Annotated in this window: 22 protein-coding genes; 6 read left to right on the forward strand and 16 right to left on the reverse strand. The window is 65.6% G+C overall.

Annotated elements, in window-relative coordinates:
• Positions 1-131: 131 nt before the first annotated feature.
• The 5 genes from H7U20_RS17085 to H7U20_RS17105 all read left to right on the forward strand — a co-directional run bounded on the left by H7U20_RS17085 (position 132) and on the right by H7U20_RS17105 (position 4,186).
• The gene (locus H7U20_RS17085) at positions 132-1,337 is read left to right on the forward strand and encodes a sensor histidine kinase (RefSeq protein ID WP_233410823.1); all 1,206 of its coding nucleotides are present in this window, start codon (positions 132-134) and stop codon (positions 1,335-1,337) included.
• Positions 1,334-2,251 (forward strand): LytR/AlgR family response regulator transcription factor, encoded by a 918-nt coding sequence (locus H7U20_RS17090; RefSeq protein ID WP_233410824.1) that lies wholly within the window; start codon positions 1,334-1,336, stop codon positions 2,249-2,251. The genes H7U20_RS17085 and H7U20_RS17090 overlap by 4 nt, the downstream gene beginning before the upstream one ends.
• Positions 2,252-2,598: 347 nt before the next feature.
• On the forward strand, positions 2,599-3,255 hold the full coding sequence (locus H7U20_RS17095; RefSeq protein WP_199760334.1) for an FxDxF family PEP-CTERM protein: 657 nt from the start codon (positions 2,599-2,601) through the stop codon (positions 3,253-3,255).
• A 210-nt stretch (positions 3,256-3,465) separates the two neighbouring features.
• Positions 3,466-3,912: a hypothetical protein gene (locus tag H7U20_RS17100; RefSeq protein WP_199760335.1), complete on the forward strand. Its 447-nt coding sequence runs from the start codon at positions 3,466-3,468 to the stop codon at positions 3,910-3,912.
• A 133-nt stretch (positions 3,913-4,045) separates the two neighbouring features.
• Positions 4,046-4,186 carry a hypothetical protein gene (locus H7U20_RS17105; RefSeq protein WP_199760336.1) on the forward strand — a complete coding sequence of 47 codons (141 nt, stop codon included), beginning with the start codon at positions 4,046-4,048 and terminating at the stop codon, positions 4,184-4,186.
• Positions 4,187-4,281: 95 nt separating this feature from the next.
• On the opposite strand, the gene H7U20_RS17110 is transcribed toward H7U20_RS17105, so the two are convergent.
• The 7 genes from H7U20_RS17110 to H7U20_RS17140 form a co-directional block, all read right to left on the reverse strand.
• Positions 4,282-4,641 carry a membrane lipoprotein lipid attachment site-containing protein gene (locus H7U20_RS17110; RefSeq protein ID WP_199760337.1) on the reverse strand — a complete coding sequence of 120 codons (360 nt, stop codon included), beginning with the start codon at positions 4,639-4,641 and terminating at the stop codon, positions 4,282-4,284.
• A gap of 283 nt (positions 4,642-4,924) precedes the next feature.
• Positions 4,925-5,272 carry an energy transducer TonB gene (locus H7U20_RS17115; protein ID WP_199760338.1) on the reverse strand — a complete coding sequence of 116 codons (348 nt, stop codon included), beginning with the start codon at positions 5,270-5,272 and terminating at the stop codon, positions 4,925-4,927.
• 51 nt (positions 5,273-5,323) lie between these two features.
• Positions 5,324-5,662, reverse strand: coding sequence for an energy transducer TonB (locus tag H7U20_RS17120; protein WP_199760339.1), 339 nt, complete (start codon positions 5,660-5,662; stop codon positions 5,324-5,326).
• A 148-nt stretch (positions 5,663-5,810) separates the two neighbouring features.
• On the reverse strand, positions 5,811-7,568 hold the full coding sequence (locus H7U20_RS17125) for a methyl-accepting chemotaxis protein (protein WP_233410825.1): 1,758 nt from the start codon (positions 7,566-7,568) through the stop codon (positions 5,811-5,813).
• Positions 7,569-7,902: 334 nt separating this feature from the next.
• Positions 7,903-8,967, reverse strand: a complete 1,065-nt coding sequence (gene dusA, locus H7U20_RS17130; protein ID WP_199760340.1) for a tRNA dihydrouridine(20/20a) synthase DusA — start codon at positions 8,965-8,967, stop codon at positions 7,903-7,905.
• Positions 8,968-9,142: 175 nt separating this feature from the next.
• Positions 9,143-9,505 carry a hypothetical protein gene (locus H7U20_RS17135; RefSeq protein WP_199760341.1) on the reverse strand — a complete coding sequence of 121 codons (363 nt, stop codon included), beginning with the start codon at positions 9,503-9,505 and terminating at the stop codon, positions 9,143-9,145.
• 89 nt (positions 9,506-9,594) lie between these two features.
• Positions 9,595-10,008, reverse strand: coding sequence for a hypothetical protein (locus H7U20_RS17140; protein ID WP_199760342.1), 414 nt, complete (start codon positions 10,006-10,008; stop codon positions 9,595-9,597).
• Positions 10,009-10,145: 137 nt separating this feature from the next.
• Here H7U20_RS17140 and H7U20_RS17145 point away from each other — a divergent pair, with 137 nt between their 5' ends.
• A complete protein-coding gene (locus H7U20_RS17145) occupies positions 10,146-11,165 on the forward strand; it encodes a hypothetical protein (protein WP_199760343.1) in 1,020 nt (339 codons plus the stop codon).
• Positions 11,166-11,239: 74 nt separating this feature from the next.
• Here H7U20_RS17145 and H7U20_RS17150 read toward each other — a convergent pair whose 3' ends face one another.
• The 9 genes from H7U20_RS17150 to H7U20_RS17190 all read right to left on the reverse strand — a co-directional run.
• Positions 11,240-12,334 (reverse strand): type IV pilus twitching motility protein PilT, encoded by a 1,095-nt coding sequence (locus H7U20_RS17150; RefSeq protein WP_199760344.1) that lies wholly within the window; start codon positions 12,332-12,334, stop codon positions 11,240-11,242.
• 263 nt (positions 12,335-12,597) lie between these two features.
• Positions 12,598-12,984, reverse strand: coding sequence for a hypothetical protein (locus tag H7U20_RS17155; protein WP_199760345.1), 387 nt, complete (start codon positions 12,982-12,984; stop codon positions 12,598-12,600).
• A 115-nt stretch (positions 12,985-13,099) separates the two neighbouring features.
• Positions 13,100-13,492, reverse strand: coding sequence for a hypothetical protein (locus H7U20_RS17160; protein WP_199760346.1), 393 nt, complete (start codon positions 13,490-13,492; stop codon positions 13,100-13,102).
• 156 nt (positions 13,493-13,648) lie between these two features.
• The gene (gene sctU / locus H7U20_RS17165) at positions 13,649-14,764 is read right to left on the reverse strand and encodes a type III secretion system export apparatus subunit SctU (RefSeq protein WP_199760347.1); all 1,116 of its coding nucleotides are present in this window, start codon (positions 14,762-14,764) and stop codon (positions 13,649-13,651) included.
• Entirely contained in the window at positions 14,761-15,582 is an 822-nt protein-coding gene (locus H7U20_RS17170; protein WP_199760348.1) for an EscT/YscT/HrcT family type III secretion system export apparatus protein, read from the reverse strand. The genes sctU and H7U20_RS17170 overlap by 4 nt, the downstream gene beginning before the upstream one ends.
• A 12-nt stretch (positions 15,583-15,594) precedes the next feature.
• Positions 15,595-15,861 (reverse strand): type III secretion system export apparatus subunit SctS, encoded by a 267-nt coding sequence (gene sctS, locus H7U20_RS17175; RefSeq protein ID WP_199760349.1) that lies wholly within the window; start codon positions 15,859-15,861, stop codon positions 15,595-15,597.
• A gap of 63 nt (positions 15,862-15,924) precedes the next feature.
• Positions 15,925-16,581: a type III secretion system export apparatus subunit SctR gene (gene sctR / locus H7U20_RS17180; protein WP_370593171.1), complete on the reverse strand. Its 657-nt coding sequence runs from the start codon at positions 16,579-16,581 to the stop codon at positions 15,925-15,927.
• Positions 16,578-17,819, reverse strand: a complete 1,242-nt coding sequence (locus H7U20_RS17185) for a FliM/FliN family flagellar motor switch protein (RefSeq protein ID WP_199760351.1) — start codon at positions 17,817-17,819, stop codon at positions 16,578-16,580. The genes sctR and H7U20_RS17185 overlap by 4 nt, the downstream gene beginning before the upstream one ends.
• Positions 17,820-17,865: 46 nt before the next feature.
• On the reverse strand, positions 17,866-18,400 hold a 535-nt coding region (locus H7U20_RS17190), incomplete at its 5' end, for a hypothetical protein (RefSeq protein WP_199760352.1).

An 18,400-nucleotide genomic window follows, 5' to 3' on the forward strand; every position in this document is an offset into this window, starting at 1 on the left:
TGCTCCAAAAAGGAAGAATGAGCGCAGTGTAGGCAAGCGCGCCGGCGCTGGCGCGCGGCATGTGACGAAAGCCCGGATCGGCGGGACAGTGCCGCCGTGGCGGCATCGCGCCGCTGCTATACTTGGCGCCCATGAACCCCACCCATGCCGCCACCGTCGACATGTTCGGCAGCGCCGGCCCAATGGCCACACCGAGCGCGCCGACCGCCGCCACCACCATCGCGACGCGCTGGCCCGACGGGCGCCAGATGCTGCGCCTGCTGGCCATCAACCTGCTGGTCTGGGGGGTGTTGAGCGCGCTCGGCGCCGCCTCGTCCTACAGCGCCACGCTGCGCACCGGCGTCGGCAACTCCTACGCCACCGACTTCTTCGCCTGGTGGCGCTGCACCATGGCGCAGGTGCTGTTGTGCTGCCTGCTGCACGCGCTGTTCACGCGCTGGCCGGCGCTGCTGGCGCGGCCGCGGCGTATCGCGCTGGTGTTCGCCGCCACGCTGCTGATCTTCTTCCCGCTCGACGTGATGTACGAGACCACCTACAACGTGCTGCTGGCCGGCCGCGCGCTGCACCTCGAACGCATGCTCAAGGCGCTGGCCAGCATCCACAAGTTCAACTGGTTCGTCGACGTCGCCCTCACCTGCGGCAGCATCGGCGCACAGATCGCCTTGAGCATTTGGCGCCAGGGCAAGGCCGATCAGCAGGCCTTGGGGCAGGCGGAGACCGACAACCTGCGCCTCAAACTGGAACTGGAGCAGCAGCGCATGCTGGCCCTGCGCGGCCAGCTCGAACCGCACTTCATGTTCAACGCCCTCAACGCCATCAGCGCGCTGGTGCGCTCGGACGACAAGAAGGTGGCGCTGGCCGGCATCAACCGCCTCAGCGCGTTGCTGCGCTACGCCCTCACCGCCGCCGACCGCGACTGGGTCAGCGTCGACGAGGAACTGGCCTTCGTGCGCGACTACCTTGCGCTGCAACAGCTGCGCTACGGCACCCGTCTGCGCGTCAACATCGAGGGCGTCGACGCGCGCATCGGCGCCATCGCCTGCCCGCCGCTGCTGCTGCAACCGCTGGTGGAGAACGCCCTGCGCCACGACCTCGATTGCCACACCGAGGCCAGCGACATCCGTCTGCGCTTCCACACCGAGGAGCGCCAGCTGGCCGTGAGCATTTGCAATCCGCTGGCGGCCGCCCACGGCAGCAACCCCGGCCTGGGCTTGGGCCTGCGCCACACCGAGGCCAGCCTGCAACTGGCCTTCGGCCCGCTCGCCACGCTGCGCACCAGCGTGGACGCCGGCCGCTTCCGCGTCGAACTACGCCTGCCACTGGCGCTGCCGGCATGAGCGCCGCCGCGCCGCATACCGCAACGGCCGCACTTGGCGCCGACGCCGCCGGCATCAACGCCGCCGTGCCGGACATGGCGGCGGCGGCAACGGCCACGCCGCCGCTGCGCGCGCTGATCGTCGACGACGAGGAACCGGGCCGCGTCAACCTGCGCTACGCGCTGGCCGAGCATCCGCGCTGGCAGCTGGCCGGCGAGTGCGCCAGCGTGGCGGCGGCGCGCACGCTGCTGGCGACGCAAGCGGTCGACCTGGTGCTGCTCGACGTGCAGTTGCCGCAAGAGAACGGGCTGGCCCTGGCGCGCGAGCTGTGTCAACAGGCCGAACCGCCGCTGCTGGTTTTCGTCACCGCCTTCAACGCCTACGCCATCGAGGCCTTCGAGGTGCACGCCCTCGACTATCTACTCAAGCCTATCGACGACCTGCGCCTGGCGCAGGCGCTGGAGCGCGCCGAGGCCATGCTGGCGCAGCGCCAGCGCGCCGCCTACGGCCAGGCGGTGCGCGCCTTCCTGGCGGCGCAGGACGCGGCGCGGCAGGCGGCGCAGACGGGCGCGGACCATCCGGCCGTGGCGGTGGCGGCGGCGCACTGGCAGCAGCTCAGCGTGCGCTCGATCGGCCGCATCGAATGCATCCAGCTCGACCAGGTGCACTGGATAGGCGCGGCCGGCAACTACGTCGAACTGCACCTGGCCGGCCGCCAGGTGCTCCACCGCGTGCCGATCGGTCAGCTGGAGCGCCACCTCGACCCGCGCCACTTCCTCCGCGTGCATCGCGGCGCCATCGTCCGTGTCGACCAGGTGCGGGCGCTGGCCGTGCTGGGCGACGGCAATTACGAGCTGAGCCTGCGCAGCGGCGCGCGGGTGCCGGTCAGCGAGCGCCATGTGCAGGCCTTGCGCCAACGGATGAACGCCGCCTGAGCCGCGCCGGCAAAAAAACCACAGCCGAGCGCGCCGCGTCACAAAAATTCTCCATTGCAATTGGCCGAGCTGCCGCCCCGCGCCGGCCCGGCCGGACGGCGCCACATCCCCCTGTTTTCATAGGGAAAACCCACCGATACGGCGCCCCGAAAACATTTCCACTTGATTAAGGCGAGCGCAGCGCATTATTCCCGCACAACAATTTAATGATAAAAAGAAATGTTTCGATATCACAATTGAAATAAATATTTTCATCAAGGTGAGTTTTTGAGAGTTTCCAGTGGTAACATTTAGGTATTGAAAAGCAATATATGTTTATCTAAAACAACTCACATCGGGATCTTCTCATGCGCACCTCCTTCATCCGCCTTGCCGCAGCAACCCTCCTCGTCGCCGCCGGCGCCGCCAACGCCAGCGGCAACCTGGTCGTCAACGGCAGCTTTGAAGCACCGCTGATCAACACCGCCTGGACCCCGCTCGGCGCGGTGCCGGGTTGGACCTCCTCGGCCGGCGGCAACTCCGCCTTCGAGATCCAGACCGACGGCGCGCATGGCGGCTACGGCGGCTTCAACAGCCACGCCGCCGACGGCCAGCAATACCTGGAACTGAACACCGACCAGCTGACCACCGTCAAGCAGGACGTCAGCACCGCCGGCCTGGCCAGCTACACCCTGTCGTTCGCCTACTCCGGCCGGCCCGACACGGCCAACGGCGCCACCAGCTCGATGAACGTCTACTGGGGCGGCCAGCTGCTCAACGCCAGCCCGCTGATCGGCCAGGTCAACAACAGCTGGAGTGTGTTCACCCTGTCCGGCCTGCACGCGGCCGGCGCCAGCACCGAACTGAAATTTGAATCGTTGGGTCCGGTCAGCTCGCCGACCTACGGCTCCTACCTGGATAACGTTTCTGTGACGGCAGCTGTGCCGGAACCGGAAACCTACGCCATGATGCTGCTGGGCCTGGGCATTGTCGGCTTCGTCGCGCGCCGCAAAAAAACCGCCTGAACACAATAACAGCGGCGCCCGGAATGCCGTCCAGCTAGCGCTGGGCGGCATTTTTTTCGTTTGAATAAAAGTGTATAAACGTTTCCAAGTGGAACTAGATTCCCGCTACAATGGGGATCGGCGTTGCGCTGTGCCGCAACGCGTATCCGCCTCCCACTATTTATCGAACAGGAACGCCGCGTCCGCCCGGAATTGCGGCCAGATCAGGACATGGCTCAAGAAAAAAACATCACCGAAGTGAGCACCTACGGCAAGGACACGCCCGTCGGCCGGCCCGACACCGACGGCCGCGCCGGCGTCTTCGTGCCGACCGGCTCCTTCGACCTGGAAAACACCACCACCATCCGCAAGGGCGCCGGCATCGTCGGCTACGGCAACCCGGACGGCTCGCTGACCATCTATTTCGAGGCCAACCGCTTCGAGGACAGCAGCCTGCACAAATGGGAAAACAAGGCGCGCAAGGCCTACGACCGCATGGTCATGGGCGCGCCCACCGTGTCGAAGGCGAAGATGGATGCCAAGATGGTCGAGCAGATCGGTATCATCGACGGTCGCGGCATCAACCTCAAGCTGCCGGACCGGCTGCAGCAATGGCTCAGCGTGTCGAACGCCCTCGACACGGCGCCGGCCGAGGCCATCGTGCAGTGGCGTAAATAACCCGGCCAATCGCATCGTCGGGCGCTTGTCCTACAAGCGTTCGGACTTTTTGCCGATACAACAAGCTTATTCGAGCGGCTATGCTGATGACTACCCCCGCACTTTGCCTGCGGGGCCAGATCAGGAGTACGCCATGGCTCGCTTAACCCGCTTTCTCCCCCGCTGTATCCCGGTGTCATACGGCGCGCTGGTGCTGGGACTGACCGGCGGCTCGACCTACCTGCTGTGCTCGGCGGAAGTGCTGAACGACGCCGCCCTGTTCTTCATTCATTAATTCATCCACACAGCAAGCTACCCCACAGACAACAATGCCCGCTGCGCCGAAAGACGGCAGCGGGCATTGCTTTATGCGGGATGAAAAAGCCCTGGTCAGCGGCGGCCGTGACCGTGGCCGTAACCGTAGCGTCCCCGGCCGCCCCAGCCGCAACACCGGTTGCCGAAGACGAAATCGAGACCGATCGACACCGGCGGATAGTAATAAGACGGCGCGGCGTACACCGGCTGCTGCACGTAGACGGGTTGCTGCACATACACCGTGCGCGACTCGTACACCGGCTCGTTGCTGTACTCGACACGCGAAGCGCGCTGCGGCTCCTCCGCCACGGTGTGCCACTGGTAGGGGTCGTAATTCTGCGGCGCGCGGGCGCTGTAGTACACCGGGCCGGCCGGCACGACAGCGCAACCGCTCAGCACCCCCACGGCGGCCAATGCGAATATCATTTTCTTCATGATCGAATCTCCTATTCCCACAGAATACTATAGGGAATCCGCGCGCGCTTCGCCGCAGATTTACAGCTTGTTACATACATGGGGCTGGCGCTACATTGGGGCGGCAAAAGTGCCTGCAAACGGGGCGGCAAAGGACCGGCATGCCGCAGGAACCGAAGGGCTTGGCGAGAGAAAAACTAAGGAGGGAGGGCTAACGAGGGGGAATGGCGTGCGCAACCGGGCAAGGCCGGCGGCGGCCAAGCTCGGCCGCGCCGCTGGCGGCCGGGCGGCCGCCATGTCTGAATCAGTCCAGCTTCCAGGCGTAGTCGACCTTGGTCCAGGTTTCGGCGGCGGCGCCGTCCTTGGTGCCCGGCTTGAACTTGCACGCGCTCAAGGCCTTGATGGCGGCCTTGTCCAAGCCCTTGAAGCCGCTCGACTTCTCGACCTTGGAGTCGGCCACGGTGCCGTCGGCCTTGACCAGGAACATCATCGAGACGGTGCCCTGCTCTTCGTTCATCAGCGAAGCCTTGGGATACTCGGCCTTGCAATTCTTCGAATCGAAACTCGCCGGCACCTCGGCGGCGAACGCTGCAGGCGCGCCCATGACGAGCACCGCTGCGACCACACTCAACCAACGCTTATTTGTAGACATTTGATTTCCCCAAGTATTTTTAGACGAGTTCCGTGCTGCCGATGAAATGAATTACAGTTTCCAGGCGTAATCGACCTTCGCCCAGGTTTGCGCGACCGCGCCGTCCTTGGTGCCCGGCTTGAATTTGCAGGCGCTGATCGCCTTCACGGCGGCCTTGTCGAGGTTCTTGAAGCCGCTCGATTTTTCCACTTTCGATTCCATCACGCTGCCGTCGGCGGCGACCAGGAAAGCCATCGACACATTGCCCTGCTCTTCGTTCATCAACGACGCTTTCGGATATTCGGCGCGGCAATTCTTGGCATCGAAGGAGGCCGGCACTTCGGCGGCGAAGGCGCTGGCGCCGGTGCTCAGGAGGGTAAATGCGATGGTGCTGATCGAAATCTTATTCATTTTACAATTTTTCACTTATTTTTAAAAACACGCTGTCCGCCGCGCCGTAACGCGACCCCTACTTACTTGATGCTGAAATTTGTTGAATATTGCCGAACGATTGCTGAACGATTGCTGGCCGGCCGCCCGCAGGCGGCCGGCGGGACGATTAGAACTCTTCCCACTCGTCGCTGGCGGCCGCGCTGCTGGCGGCGGCCTTGCGTGGCGCCGGCTTGGCGGCGGCTTTGGCGGCCGGGCGGGCGATCATGGCGGGTGCCAGTTTCTTCTGCGGCGCACGCGGCGCGATGCTGCGCACCGGCGCGCTGGCCATCGCCGAGACGGCCGGCGCGACGCGCTGTTCGCCTTCGACCAGCTTGAAGATGCTGACCACGCGGGCCAGTTCCGAGGCTTGGTCCTGCAGGCTCTGGGCGGCGGCGGCGGCCTGTTCCACCAGTGCCGCGTTTTGCTGGGTCATGCTGTCCATCTCGATGATCGACACGTTGACCTGTTCGATGCCGGCGCTCTGTTCCTGGCTGGCGTTGGCGATCTCGCTCATGATGTCGGTGACGCGGGCCACACTGGCGACCACCTCGTCCATGGTCACGCCGGCCTGGCCGACCAGCTTGGTGCCGGCGCCGACTTTTTCCACCGAGTCGTCGATCAGCATCTTGATTTCCTTCGCCGCGCCGGCCGAACGCTGGGCCAGGTTGCGCACTTCCGACGCCACCACGGCGAAGCCGCGGCCTTGTTCGCCGGCACGGGCCGCCTCGACGGCGGCGTTCAGCGCCAGGATGTTGGTCTGGAAGGCGATGCCGTCGATCACGCCGATGATGTCGACGATCTTCTTGGCCGAAGCGTCGATCGAGCTCATCGTGTCAACCACCTGCGACACCACGGCGCCACCCTTGCGGGCCACGTCCGAAGCGGTGGCGGCCAACTGGTTGGCCTCGCGGGCGTTGTCGGCGTTCTGTTTCACGGTCGAGGTCAACTCTTCCATCGCCGAGGCGGTTTTTTCCAGCGAGCTGGCCTGCATCTCGGTGCGCGACGACAGGTCGATGTTGCCGGCGGCGATCTCGCGCGAGGCGGTGCCGATGGTTTCGGTGCCGGTGCGCACCTGGCCAACGATATCGACCAGACTGTCGCGCATTTCCTTCATCTCGGCCAGCAGGCTGTCCTTGTCGCTGACGTCGGTGTCGATGACGATCGACAGGTCGCCGTTGGCGATGGCGCCGGCGATGCTGGCGGTGTAGTCGGGCTCGCCGCCGAGCTGCTTGAGCAGGCCACGGGTGATGACGATGGCGGCGGCGACGCTGATGACGACGGCCAGCGCGCCGAGCAGGATCATGAAGGTGCGGGCGCTACCGAAACCTTCGGCGGCCTCGGTCTGCACCTGGGCGTTGAGTTTTTCTTCCAGGGTGGCGAGCTGGTCCAGCGCGGTCATCCACTTGGTTTGCACCGGACGGATTTCCTTGATCAGCACCTTGGTGGCATCCATCGCCTGGTTGGCCATCCACAGCTCGGACGCCTTGGCGATGGCCGGTATGGCGGCCGCGTCCAATTCCTTGATCTGGGCCAGCAGCGCCTTCTCTTCGGCCGTCGATTCCAGCGCGAACTGGTCGCTCAGCTTCTTCTGCGTGTCGGCGTATTTGCCGGCCAGATCCTTGATGCGGGCCATGTCTTTTTCCATGTCGCTGGCATCGCTCATCAGGGTCAGGATGCGCAGCGCGGTGATGCGGTCGTTGACGTTGGTGCGCATGTCGAGCACCAGGCGGGTCACCACGTTGTTGACGCCGACCACGTGGTCGAGCCGGTCCTGGATCTGCGACATGCGGGCGATACCCACCACCGTGACGGCAACCAGAAAGACCAGGACCAGCGCGAATCCGAGGCCCAGACGTGTGCCCACCTTCATTTTTGCTAAATTCATTTCGTCTCTTCGTAAGTGACACAATTGATAAAAGTGCCTTGGAATGCCGTCGTCTTGTGCACGAAGCGCCCCACCGGCCCTTGTTGCTAGGCAATATCTATGTACAGTAGCAAACAATGACTGCGAATGCAAAATAAGCGGCCCCACCAGCAGCTTACGTGTAGTTTCTACGTCGCATACACAATCTGGGAACGGTGGATATGTGTGTATATTCTGAAATTATAGATGCAAGTTTTGCCTCAAAGCAAGCATTTCCTGCCTCAATTTTACGCAAACGAACTTTCTTAGTGGAAATAACGACAGTGCCGTGGTTTGCACTGTCGCGGGCCGGTTTTTACGTGCTTTGGCGCAGTCGCGCCGCCGCCTCAAGCAACAATCGGGCGTCGCCGGCGGCCAGTTTTTTCGAGTCCGACAAGGTCTGGCGGAAACCCCGCGCGCCCGGCAGGCCCTGCATCAGCCCCAGCATGTGGCGGGTGATCGAATTGAGCTTGAGGCCGCGTCCGCCCTCCTGGCGCAGCTGCGCCTCGATGTAGGGCAGCATCGCCTCGAGCACCTGCTCGCGGCTGGCCACCGCCGTCTCGGCGCCGTAATAGCGGCGGTCGAAGTCGGCCATCAGGTAGGGGTTGTGGTAGGCCTCGCGGCCCAGCATCACGCCGTCGATATGGCGCAGGTGTTCGTCGATCTCGGCCGCCGTCTTGACGCCGCCGTTGATGATGATTTCGAAGTCAGGAAAGTCGCGCTTGAGCTGGTAGGCGAACTCGTATTTGAGCGGCGGCACCTCGCGGTTTTCCTTCGGCGACAGGCCCTTCAGGATGGCGTTGCGGGCGTGCACGATGAAGGTGCGGCAGCCGGCCTCGGCCACCGTGCCGACGAAGTCGCGCACGAAGTCGTAGCTCTCGCCGTCGTCGATGCCGACGCGGTGCTTGACGGTGACGTCGATGCTGACGGCGTCGCGCATCGCCTTGACGCAGTCGGCCACCAGTTGCGGCTCGGCCATCAGGCAGGCGCCGAACGCGCCCTTCTGCACCCGCTCGGACGGGCAGCCGCAGTTCAGGTTGATCTCGTCGTAGCCCCACTTCTCGCCCAGCTTGGCGCTGGTGGCCAGGTCGGCCGGGTCGCTGCCGCCCAGTTGCAGGGCGACCGGGTGCTCCTCGTCGTTGAAGCGCAGGTGGCGCTCGACGTCGCCGTAGACCAGCGCGCCGGTGGTCACCATCTCGGTGTAGAGCCAGGTGTGGCGGCTGATCTGGCGGTGGAACACGCGGCAGTGGCGGTCGGTCCAGTCCATCATCGGCGCCACGGAGATGCGCCGGCCGGGGATGGCGGCGGCGTTAGAGGTGGCGTTGGCGGTGCTGGCGGCGGCGGTGGTCGTGGCGGACGCCGGGGTCAATTCAGTGTTCATATTGTTTCGCGAAATAGTACGTGTCAGTACCTGTTTGGCCGGCACTGCCGCCGATGCGCCGGGGTTGGCGTGGGCGGTGGGACAAGCAAGGGGAAGGCCGACATGATACCGGCAAACGCCGGTGCCGTCAGAAGTCGCGTGGAGACTTGCCTGCGCGACAGGATTGCCGCCGGCCTCAGTCGGCCGGTGCCGGCGCCGGCACGCAGGGCGCCGCCGTCCAATGGTGGCCGGCCTCGGCCCGCAGGCGCAGCATCGCCGCCCGGTGCAAAGCCAGCGCCGGCGCCGAGGCCAACGCCGTGTAGCCCGCCATGGCGGCGGCCGGCGCAGAGGCGGTGCTGGTAGTGCTAGTAGTGCTGGCGGCGCAGGTGACGGTGGCGTTGGCCGCTGCGGCGGCATAGTCGCGGATGGCTTGCAGCTGTCGGGAGCGGCCGACGCCCGCGTCGGCGTCGGCGTCGGCGTGCCCCTGGCCCCGAAGCGGGCTAGGGCTAGGGCTAGGGCTCGGCGCGAATGACGCGCTTAACGCAGGTGTCGCGTGCATATAAGTAAGGCTTATACATTGGCCCGTCAATTCAGTTCCGCTTATCAGCATGCTGTTCTCCTTGGCGGCCGTCGCGGCCGCCCGCCGCGCTACAGGGTGTGGTTGTTGATCCTGGTATGGATGTCGAAGGACCAGGTCAGCGCGTCCTCGGCGCGGCGCAGCCAGGCCGTCGTCTCCATGCGGGCGTCGGCACACCACAGCAGGGCCAGCTTGCCGTCCACCGTCAGCAGGCTGATCGGGAAATCGTAGTCGTGCACCGTCGACAGGCGCAGCAACAGCGCGCGCCAGCCGCTGGCGCGCAAGGCGTCGAGCCAGCCCACCTCGCAGATCAACGACAGGTGGCCGCCGTCGGTGTAGGAGACCATCACGCGTCGCTCGGCGGCCATCAGGAACACCAGGCCCTCCTCGCCCAGCGTGTGGGACGGCAACTCCAGCGCCGCCCGCAGTTGCAGCAGATGGTCCTTGCGGTACAGCGGCTGGCCCTGACTGAAGATCATTTTCATGCTTGTTTTCCGTTATCAAACGATGCCTTATAGGTGAGCATGCGACGTAAATCGTTCCACCATTCTTACCATAAACCAAGCACCGGCCGATGCCGCCAAAGCGCGGCAGGGAACCGCAGGCCAAACCCGCGCCACCCATGACCGGGGCACAACAAGCTGCCCTACAGAACTGGTGGTCCAAACCACCTGCCGACGGACCCAAGCTCTTTTCGACAGACCAAACCATGATCTCAAATCTTTTATCAAACATCCGCGCCACCATTTCGGCGAACAACCCAAAAAATTCGGCAGATACGCAGGCCAGCGCCGCGCCAAAGGCGACCACCACCACGCCTTTATCAACGGAGCAGAGGAGAAATCAACAACGCTACACGTCCGGCGCCGGCGTCATGCGCCAGCAGTTCTTCAATTTATTCTTCCAAAAAAACCCGAAATCAGCACCTGCGCAGCCTGTCCCGATGACCATGGCAACCTTCATGACGCGGGGCATACAACCTGCCGGCGACTACGAGGACAACAATAATAGTGTGTCCGGCAACTGGCGTCTTGCGCAGCCGATTCGCAACGACGAGATCGCTAGTTTCATCAAGAAGAATCCCGGTGGTACGGCGAAAGAATGTTTCGCAGCGCTTGGCATCGCCGACAAACCGATGATGACCCAGTCAGCCGGTTTCTCGGAGAAACATGAAACGACAATCGCCAATTCGACTACGGAGCAGGCCCAACAGTCCTCAGACGCCATTCAAATACACATCGCAAGCGTCATGACTCAAATCAAGGCGTTGCAAGAACAAGAACCTGCTCAGCAGGCCAAACCGGCAGCGGCGCAGCACGCAGCCCATACGGCTGCCGCACCTGCGGCACCTGCCGCGCCCCGGCTCGCCGCTGCGCAGCTTGCGCCGGCGCCGCGCATGTCGGCCACCGAACTGAGCAAATGGCCCAACAATAAACTTGAACAATTGCAGACCGATATCAGCTGGTGCCGTGCGGACAAACACAGTCTCGCCACATTCAACCAGGCTCACAGCGATATCTTAGGTGAAGCAACCACCGACAACCTTCCTCAATTCAAGAAGCTGGGCAATGCGATCTCCCTCGAACGGCAGAAACGACATCAGGCTGAACATCAGGCTGAACTTCAGAAACACATGCAGTAATAGGCGGACCTGGCGCGGCGCGCAAGCGGCCGCACCAGGCCGGCCGCGCGCCGCAGCGCGGCCAAGCCCTTCCCCTAACGCATGCTGTTGAGCATGTCGTGCAACTCCAGCCGGTTGTAGGCGGCGCGCATCGCGTCCTTCGGGTTGACCGTCTTCTTGGCCACCAACTGGGCCAGCACCTCGTTCAGACCACGCGACAGGTTGTCCTCCTTGCGGCGCAGGAACTCGGCCATCAAATGGGTCTTGGCCGGGTCGACGATGTAGGGCGCGGCCTGCTGGTTGTGGTTGAAGATCATCTCGCTGGCCAGCACGAACTCGTCGCCGGCCTCGGTCGGCAGCAGACTCTGATAAATGATGCCGATCAGCGCGTTGGCCAACGTGGCGGCGCGCTGGGCGCGCTGCTCCGGCGAGAAGAAGGCCAGCAATTTGGTGATCGCGCTCATGGCGCTGCTGGTATGCATGGTGGCCAGCACCAGGTGGCCCGACTCGCCGGCGTGCAGCACGGTGTCGGCGGTGTCGAAGTCGCGGATCTCGCCGACCATCAAAATGTCCGGTTTCTGCCGCAGCGCCTCGCGCAGGCCGGCCGAGAAGCTGGCCGTGTCGGTCGGCACCTCCTTCTGCGAGATGATCGACTGGCGCCGCTGCAGCTGGTACTCGATCGGCTCCTCGATGGTGATGATGTGGGCGTTGCGCGTCGCGTTCAGGTGCTCGAGCATGGCGGCGATGGTGGTGGTCTTGCCCGAGCCGGTCGGCCCGGTCACCAGGATGATGCCCTTGCTCGCTTCGAGCAGGGTCTTGGCGTAGTGCGGCAGGCCGGTCTTGTCGAGCGCCAGCGGCTGCAGCGGCAGGCGGCGGATCGACACGGCCACCTTCTCGCCGCAGGACAGGCGGTAGACGTTGCAACGCAGCCGGCAGGAGCTGAGCACCATCGGCCGGTCGATCGCCCCCTCGACGATCTTGTCCTCCCAGTCCGCGTCGATGCCGCGCAGGATCGGCAGCATCTCCTCGCGCCGCACCGGGCGCGGGTCGAGCTGCTGCCAGCCGCGCGGCGTCTTGAGCATGGCCGGCGCGTCCTGTTCCAGGTGGATGTCGGAAAAGGTCTGGCCGGCGTTGATCCGTTCGACTATTTCCTGCAGCAGGTCGCGCGCGGCGACGATTTCATTCGACATGGTGGGCCTTGGATGGGTGGCCCGCCTCCGGCGCGGAAGACGGGACGACGATCAAAAAACCGCGCACGCCCGCGGCGCCCGGGCAAGGCCGGCGGCGCCCGGCCGCGCCCCCTTGCAGGCATTCTACTGAATCGGCCGGAAAATATTTCTCAACAATTATTACCATCGCGCCGGAACGGCCCGCCGCGGCGCGCCAACGGCGCCGGGGCCGGTCTCCGCGAGGAGGCCGGCCCCGGTCCGGCACGGCCGCCGGCCTCAAGGACTTAGACGTTGTCGGGGTTCTCTTCCTTGTCGTCCTCGCCGCCGCCCATGGCCGCCTCCAGGTCCTTGGGGTCCATTTTCATCATGCCGGCCAGCTTGTCGAGCTCCTCCGGCGTGATGGTGCCGTTTTTCAACTTCTTCATCAGCTCCGCCAGCTCGTCCGAGCCGCCCTCGGCGGGATCGCCGCCGCCACCGGCCTCCTCGGCCTTCATCTCCTCGCCGGTGCGCTTGGCCAGCTCTTCGAGCACGGCCATTTTCTCGCCCGTGCTCAGCTTTGGATCTTTCGACATCTTCTGCAGGTCCTCGTTCGACTTGCCCTTCAAGCCCTCCGTGAACGAGTGGTCGGCAGGGGTATAGCTGCCGGAATTGTTATTGACGCTTGAAACCATGATGCATTCCTTCCTCTGGTTGAAATTCGAGAAAAACGCTTGCTACAGCGATAAGTGGGGCCTGGCGCCAAACAGTTCCCGCCGCGCCGTCCGGCAGCGCAAGGCGCCCATCCGCTCACACTACCTCCGCGTCGTCCGTCGCGTTCGTCGCGTCCGCCGCGCACAGCGCGCCGCCGCAACCATCGGCGTGGCCGGCGTCGCAGCGGCCGACGCCGCCGCAGCGCCGCTCGCACTCGCCGCGCGACTTCGGCCGCGCCACGCTGCCGGCCTGCTTTTTCGCCGGCGCCGGCGCCCGCAGCAGCGGCCTGCCCGGCGCCGCCACCAACGCCAGATGCCACAAGCGGTCCTCGCTGCCCACCACACCGGCCGCCGCCGGTTGCGCCTCGGCGCCGATCGCGCTGTCCAGCGCACGCGGCCAGGCGATACTGTCGACGGGGCGCAGCGGCGCCGGCCGCTTCTTCGCCGCCGCTGTCGACGCCGGCGCCGGCGCCGCATCGGCCGGCGCCAAGCCCGCCGCGCCACCACCCCGCCCCGGTGCCGTGCGCGGCGGCGGCGGCTGGCGTGCTGCCGCTGCCGCTGCCGCTGCCGCTGCCACAGGCGCTGCCGCTGGCGCCTGCGCTGGACGCGGCGCGGGGCCGGTGTCGAACAGCTTGAACATCGCCGCTCAGACCGCGCCGGGACGCTGGCCGGCGGGCGGCTCGCCCAGGCTTTCCAGCTCGACCTCGCGGCCGGTGTCGTCGGCGGCGATCAACTCGGCCACCACCGCATACACATAGGCCACCGCCTCGTAGCTGGCACGCGGCACCGGACTGTCGGCGCGGCAGCTGGCGTACAGCATGCGCGCCAGCCAGACGTGGCGGATCACCGGAATGCCGCATTCGCGCGCGCGGCGTATCATCGCCTGCGCCAGCTCGTCCTTGCCCTTGGCCAGCACCTGCGGCACGCCGCCCGCCTCCGGCTCGTACAGCAAGGCGACGGCGAAGTGGGTCGGATTGACCACCACGGCGTTCGCCTTCTCGGTCTTGGCCGTCGGTCCCGACATGGCCAGTTCCCGCGCCAGCTGCTTGCGCTGCCCCTTGACCATCGGATCACCCTCCGACTCCTTGTATTCCTTCTTGATGTCCTCCATGTCCATCATCAAACCCTTGAGGTGGAAGTGCAGCTGCATGCCGTAGTCGACCAGGCCGAGGCACAGGCAGACCACCACCAGGGTATGGAACACCGAGCGCAGCAAAGTCATAAAGCCGTGGAAGATGTCCTTCGGCTCGCCGCCGGACAGGGAGATGATCGAGGGCAGCTGGTCGCGCACCAGGTTGTAGACGATCCAGCCGATCAGCACGGCCTTGAACACCGTCAGCAGCAGCTCGATCAGCTTCTTCACGGCGAACAACTGCTTGATGCCGTTGACCGGATTGAGTTTGTCGAACTTCGGCACGATGGCCTCGCCCGAGATCAGCACGCCGAACTGGCCCCAGTGCCCCAGCACCGCCGTCAGGCTGCAAACGATCCAGAACAGGAAAAACACCGCCAACAGCAACAGCGTCACCGAGGACATCAACTCGCCCAGCGCCGGCAGGAATGGCTGGCCGATCCGCATCAAGGACAGATTGAACAGCGAAAAAATCGCTTCGCACCACAGCGGCTCGCTGGCGAAGGAGATCTCCGCCACCGCCAGCAAGGTGCACAGGCGCGCCAGGTCGCGGCTGACCGGCACCTGGCCCTTCTCGCGCGCGTCCTCCAGCTTCTTCTCGCTGGGCGGTTCTGTCTTGTCGTCGCTCACGGCAACAGCTGCGCCGGCGTGCGCAGGTTCGGGCTCACCTGCAGCAGACTGGCGGCCAGGTCCAGCATGTGGGCGAAGTCGCCACCGATGTAGTGCGACAGCGTCGGCCAATAGGCCAGCAGGATGAACATGCCGAGCAGGCTCTTGATCGGCGACGAGGCGAACGACACCTGCAGGTTGGAAGCGAACACGCCGACCATGGCGAAGCCGAAATCGACCATCACCAACGGAATCAGCACCGGCCCGCCGTAGACCATCACATGCCAGAGGAACTCGCCGAAGCGCTTGATCACCACGTCGAAGTGGCCCGGCTCGAACGGCGGCATCAGGTCGTAGACGGCCCAACTGCCATAGCTCTCGATCAGGATGCGCGCCAGCGCGACGAACAGGCCGGCCTGTATCATCAACAGCACCACCGCCTGCACCAGCATGGCGCCGATCGCGCTGGCGTCCTGGTCCATCGACTGGTTGTTGGCCTGGATCTGGATCGGCGAGCGTTGGCTGTCGAGTATCGAGCCGATCGACTGCACCACCCAGATCGGCATCGCCAGCAGTATGCCCAGCATGCCGCCGACAATGGCCTCCTTGAAGATCAGCATACCGGCGAAGAACACGTCGGGCGGCGTGCGCTGCACGAAGGCGTAGGTCGGCAGCGCGGCCGGCAACGCCACCGCCAGCGCGGCGCCGGTGCGCGCCATGCCGGTCAGCGTGCGAAAACTGAAGCCCGGCAGGATGGTCAGGCAGACCACGGTGCGCGGCGTGATCAGGGCGATCGTCACCAGCAGCGTTTGCAGGTCAAGCAGCAGGGATGGCGGCATGTTCGCGTCTCCTCAGCGGCCGATATTGGGAATCATGGTCAGCGCCAGGTCGGTCAGCTGTAGCAGCTCGGTGCCGAGCCAGCGCCCCACCGCCGTGATGGTGACCGCCACCGAGACCAGCTTGACCACGTAGGGCAGGGTCTGGTCCTGGATCTGCGTCACCGCCTGCACCAGCGAGACGATCACGCCGAACACGGTGGCGATCAGCAGCGGCGGCGCCGACAACATGATCGCCAGCCACAGGCCGTGCTGGAAGAAGTTGATGGTGTCGGCGGTCATGGCGGTCCTCCCCCGCTGCGGCCGCGCGGCGGCCCCGGCATGCGCGGGCTATGCATGCACGGGCTAAGCATAGGACAACGCCAGCGCGTTGAGCAGCTTGCCCCAGCCGTCCACCATGGTGAACAGCAGCAGCTTGAGCGGAATGGTGATGGTCTGCGGGCTGACCTGCTGCATCCCCAGCGCCATCAACACGTTCGACACCAGCAGATCGATCACCACGAAGGGGATGTAGAGCAGGAAGCCGATCTCGTAGCCGGTTTGCAGCTCCGAGACGACGAAGGCGGGGATCAGCACCAGCGTGTCGCTGTCCTTGGCGCCCTGCGCGGCCTCTTTCGGCCAGAGTTTTTTGGCCGAAGCGAGGAACAGCTCGCGCTGGTCGGGCCGGCTGTGCTTGAGCATGAAGCCGCGCAGCGGCTCGAAGGCGTCCTGCGCCTGGGCCAGCACCGGCCTGGCCTGGCTGCCGTGGCCGGCCTCGATGTTGGCGGCGATCTTGCCGATCTCCTGCACCGTCGGCGCCATCACGAACACCGTCATCGCCAGCGAAATTCCGTAGATCGCCAGCGTCGGCGGCACCTGCTGCACGCCGGTGGCGCTGCGCAGGATCAGCAGCACCATCGAAATCTTCAGGAAGGAGGTGGTCGTCACCACCAGGAAGGGTACCAGCGACAACATCCCCAGCAGGATGGCGAAGGAGACGACATCGAACTGCCCACCCACTATTGCGCTCCCCATTGCACAACGCGGATGGCCAACCGGCCGGCCACCTCGACCGCCTCGCCCAGGCCGAGACGGCGGCCGCGCGCGACGATCGCCACCGCCGCCGGCGAGCCGCCCTCGCAGGACAGCACGCTGCCCGGCGCCAACGTGCGCAGCTCGCCCAGCGACAGGCGCAGTTGGCCCAGTTCGAAACTGAGCGTCAGCGGCAGCAGGTCGAGCGGGGTCAGTTCGTCGGCCGCCAGCTCGGCCGCCATGCCGTCCGCGCCGTCTGCGCCGTCCGCCGCGACGATGCCATCGGCGCCGCCGTTTTCGCTTGCGGCGCCGGCGCCAGTGCCTGGCTCGCCGCCGCCCATGCCGGCGGCGGTCGCCGTCGCCGTGGCCATGTTGTCGGTGGCAGCGGCGCTGTCGACCGCCGCGATGGCTGATTCCTCCGCGCCGGCTTCGCGCGGCGATGGCATATTGATCTGATCTGAATCCATGTTTCCCTCCAAGGCAAGAATGAGCAAGGCGCCAGGCGCCTGGAAGCGCACGCGGGCGTGGCGCGCGCCGATGCGCAACCGCCCTTCGCCGGCGCAGCCAAAGTAAGGTGTGTCCGGCAGCAGGACGTCGCCGGGCGCCAGCGCGCGGCAGACATGGCTCGGCAAGGTATGGGTGGCCAGCGGAACGGCCAGTTCCAGCGGCAAGTCGAGCAGGCGCGACAAGGGCAGCAGCCGCCGCGTCCACGCGCCGCGCTGCAACCATCGCAGCCAGTCGGTCGCGCCGGCGCGCGCATACGTATGCAAGGCGTGCGCGCCGGTTTGCACGGTCAGGCGCAGGATGCGGGCGTCGTCCGGCGTCGGCTGTGCCGACAGGATCCGCTCGGCGTCGCCGAACTGGGTGCCGCCAAGCCGACCCAACACGGCCGCCTGCATGCAGCTCCAGCGCTCGGCGTCGGCATCGATGTCGCCCTCGCCGCTCAAGTCGATTCCCGTCAGGGCACGCAGCAGGCGCGCGCCCTGGGCCAGTTCGAGCGCGCCGAACGGCCCGGCCAACACCAAGGCGTCGGACCAGTCCGGCGGCATTGCGTCGCTCGCCCGCAAGTGCAGCGTGGCGCCTAGCGTCGGCAGCGCGACGTAACAACCCCGCCCCACCATGCGCGACAAGTCCGCCTGTGCGGCGCTCACTGCGACACGGGCCAGTGCCGCCGCGGTGTGGGTCGATACTGCCGTGGCAGGGGCGATGGGTGCGTCCATATCTGACATGGCCGATTGCTCCGGTGGGTTCGCGGGACGGAACCCGGCGGCGGCGCTACAACACCGTCACTTCCACGTCCCGGTTCATATGTCGCGCCAACAGGCCTTGTAGTTCCATTTTTTTTGCGCGCAGCCGTCCACCCAATTTGTCGTCGAAGGGACTCAGATGAAAACGCGCCATGCCTTGACGCAGATGCACCGCCACCCCCATCTTCTGCCCGTTCGGCAGCACCACCTCGAAAATGCCGTCGTCGCCGCCCGGCGGCAGCAAGCGGATCGCCAGCGCATCCAGATCCAGACCGCTTTCGGCCAACATGCTCAGACGCTCGCTTAGCCGCTCGCTCGGCCCGCTGCCGGCCGGGCCGCGCTCCGCCACGCCATCGCCGGGCGCGCCACGTTCGCCCGCCCCGCCGCCATCGCCGCCGGCGTCGTCCAACACGGCCAGCAATGCCATCAGATCCAAAACGCCGCTCGATTCCGCGCCGCGCGCATCGGCGCCTGCGCTGGTCTGCCGCGCCGGCTGCTGCGCCGCCGCCGTCGCCGGCGACGCGCGCGCGCCGGCCGGCTTGCGGCCCGGCGCGGGGCGTGGC

It is taken from the genome of Rugamonas violacea (genome assembly GCF_016461825.1).
Lineage (GTDB): Bacteria > Pseudomonadota > Gammaproteobacteria > Burkholderiales > Burkholderiaceae_D > Rugamonas.

Bases quoted from the DNA above. Each gene is read 5' to 3' on its own strand.
- H7U20_RS17155 (WP_199760345.1), bottom strand. From the start codon at position 12,984: ATGGTTTCAAGCGTCAATAACAATTCCGGCAGCTATACCCCTGCCGAC.
- H7U20_RS17115 (WP_199760338.1), bottom strand. From the start codon at position 5,272: ATGTCTACAAATAAGCGTTGGTTGAGTGTGGTCGCAGCGGTGCTCGTC.
- H7U20_RS17085 (WP_233410823.1), top strand. From the start codon at position 132: ATGAACCCCACCCATGCCGCCACCGTCGACATGTTCGGCAGCGCCGGC.
- H7U20_RS17150 (WP_199760344.1), bottom strand. From the start codon at position 12,334: ATGTCGAATGAAATCGTCGCCGCGCGCGACCTGCTGCAGGAAATAGTC.
- H7U20_RS17125 (WP_233410825.1), bottom strand. From the start codon at position 7,568: ATGAATTTAGCAAAAATGAAGGTGGGCACACGTCTGGGCCTCGGATTC.
- H7U20_RS17185 (WP_199760351.1), bottom strand. From the start codon at position 17,819: ATGTCAGATATGGACGCACCCATCGCCCCTGCCACGGCAGTATCGACC.
- H7U20_RS17090 (WP_233410824.1), top strand. From the start codon at position 1,334: ATGAGCGCCGCCGCGCCGCATACCGCAACGGCCGCACTTGGCGCCGAC.
- dusA (WP_199760340.1), bottom strand. From the start codon at position 8,967: ATGAACACTGAATTGACCCCGGCGTCCGCCACGACCACCGCCGCCGCC.
- sctS (WP_199760349.1), bottom strand. From the start codon at position 15,861: ATGACCGCCGACACCATCAACTTCTTCCAGCACGGCCTGTGGCTGGCG.
- H7U20_RS17110 (WP_199760337.1), bottom strand. From the start codon at position 4,641: ATGAAGAAAATGATATTCGCATTGGCCGCCGTGGGGGTGCTGAGCGGT.
- H7U20_RS17170 (WP_199760348.1), bottom strand. From the start codon at position 15,582: ATGCCGCCATCCCTGCTGCTTGACCTGCAAACGCTGCTGGTGACGATC.
- H7U20_RS17145 (WP_199760343.1), top strand. From the start codon at position 10,146: ATGACCGGGGCACAACAAGCTGCCCTACAGAACTGGTGGTCCAAACCA.
- H7U20_RS17105 (WP_199760336.1), top strand. From the start codon at position 4,046: ATGGCTCGCTTAACCCGCTTTCTCCCCCGCTGTATCCCGGTGTCATAC.
- H7U20_RS17100 (WP_199760335.1), top strand. From the start codon at position 3,466: ATGGCTCAAGAAAAAAACATCACCGAAGTGAGCACCTACGGCAAGGAC.
- H7U20_RS17120 (WP_199760339.1), bottom strand. From the start codon at position 5,662: ATGAATAAGATTTCGATCAGCACCATCGCATTTACCCTCCTGAGCACC.
- H7U20_RS17095 (WP_199760334.1), top strand. From the start codon at position 2,599: ATGCGCACCTCCTTCATCCGCCTTGCCGCAGCAACCCTCCTCGTCGCC.
- H7U20_RS17135 (WP_199760341.1), bottom strand. From the start codon at position 9,505: ATGCACGCGACACCTGCGTTAAGCGCGTCATTCGCGCCGAGCCCTAGC.
- H7U20_RS17140 (WP_199760342.1), bottom strand. From the start codon at position 10,008: ATGAAAATGATCTTCAGTCAGGGCCAGCCGCTGTACCGCAAGGACCAT.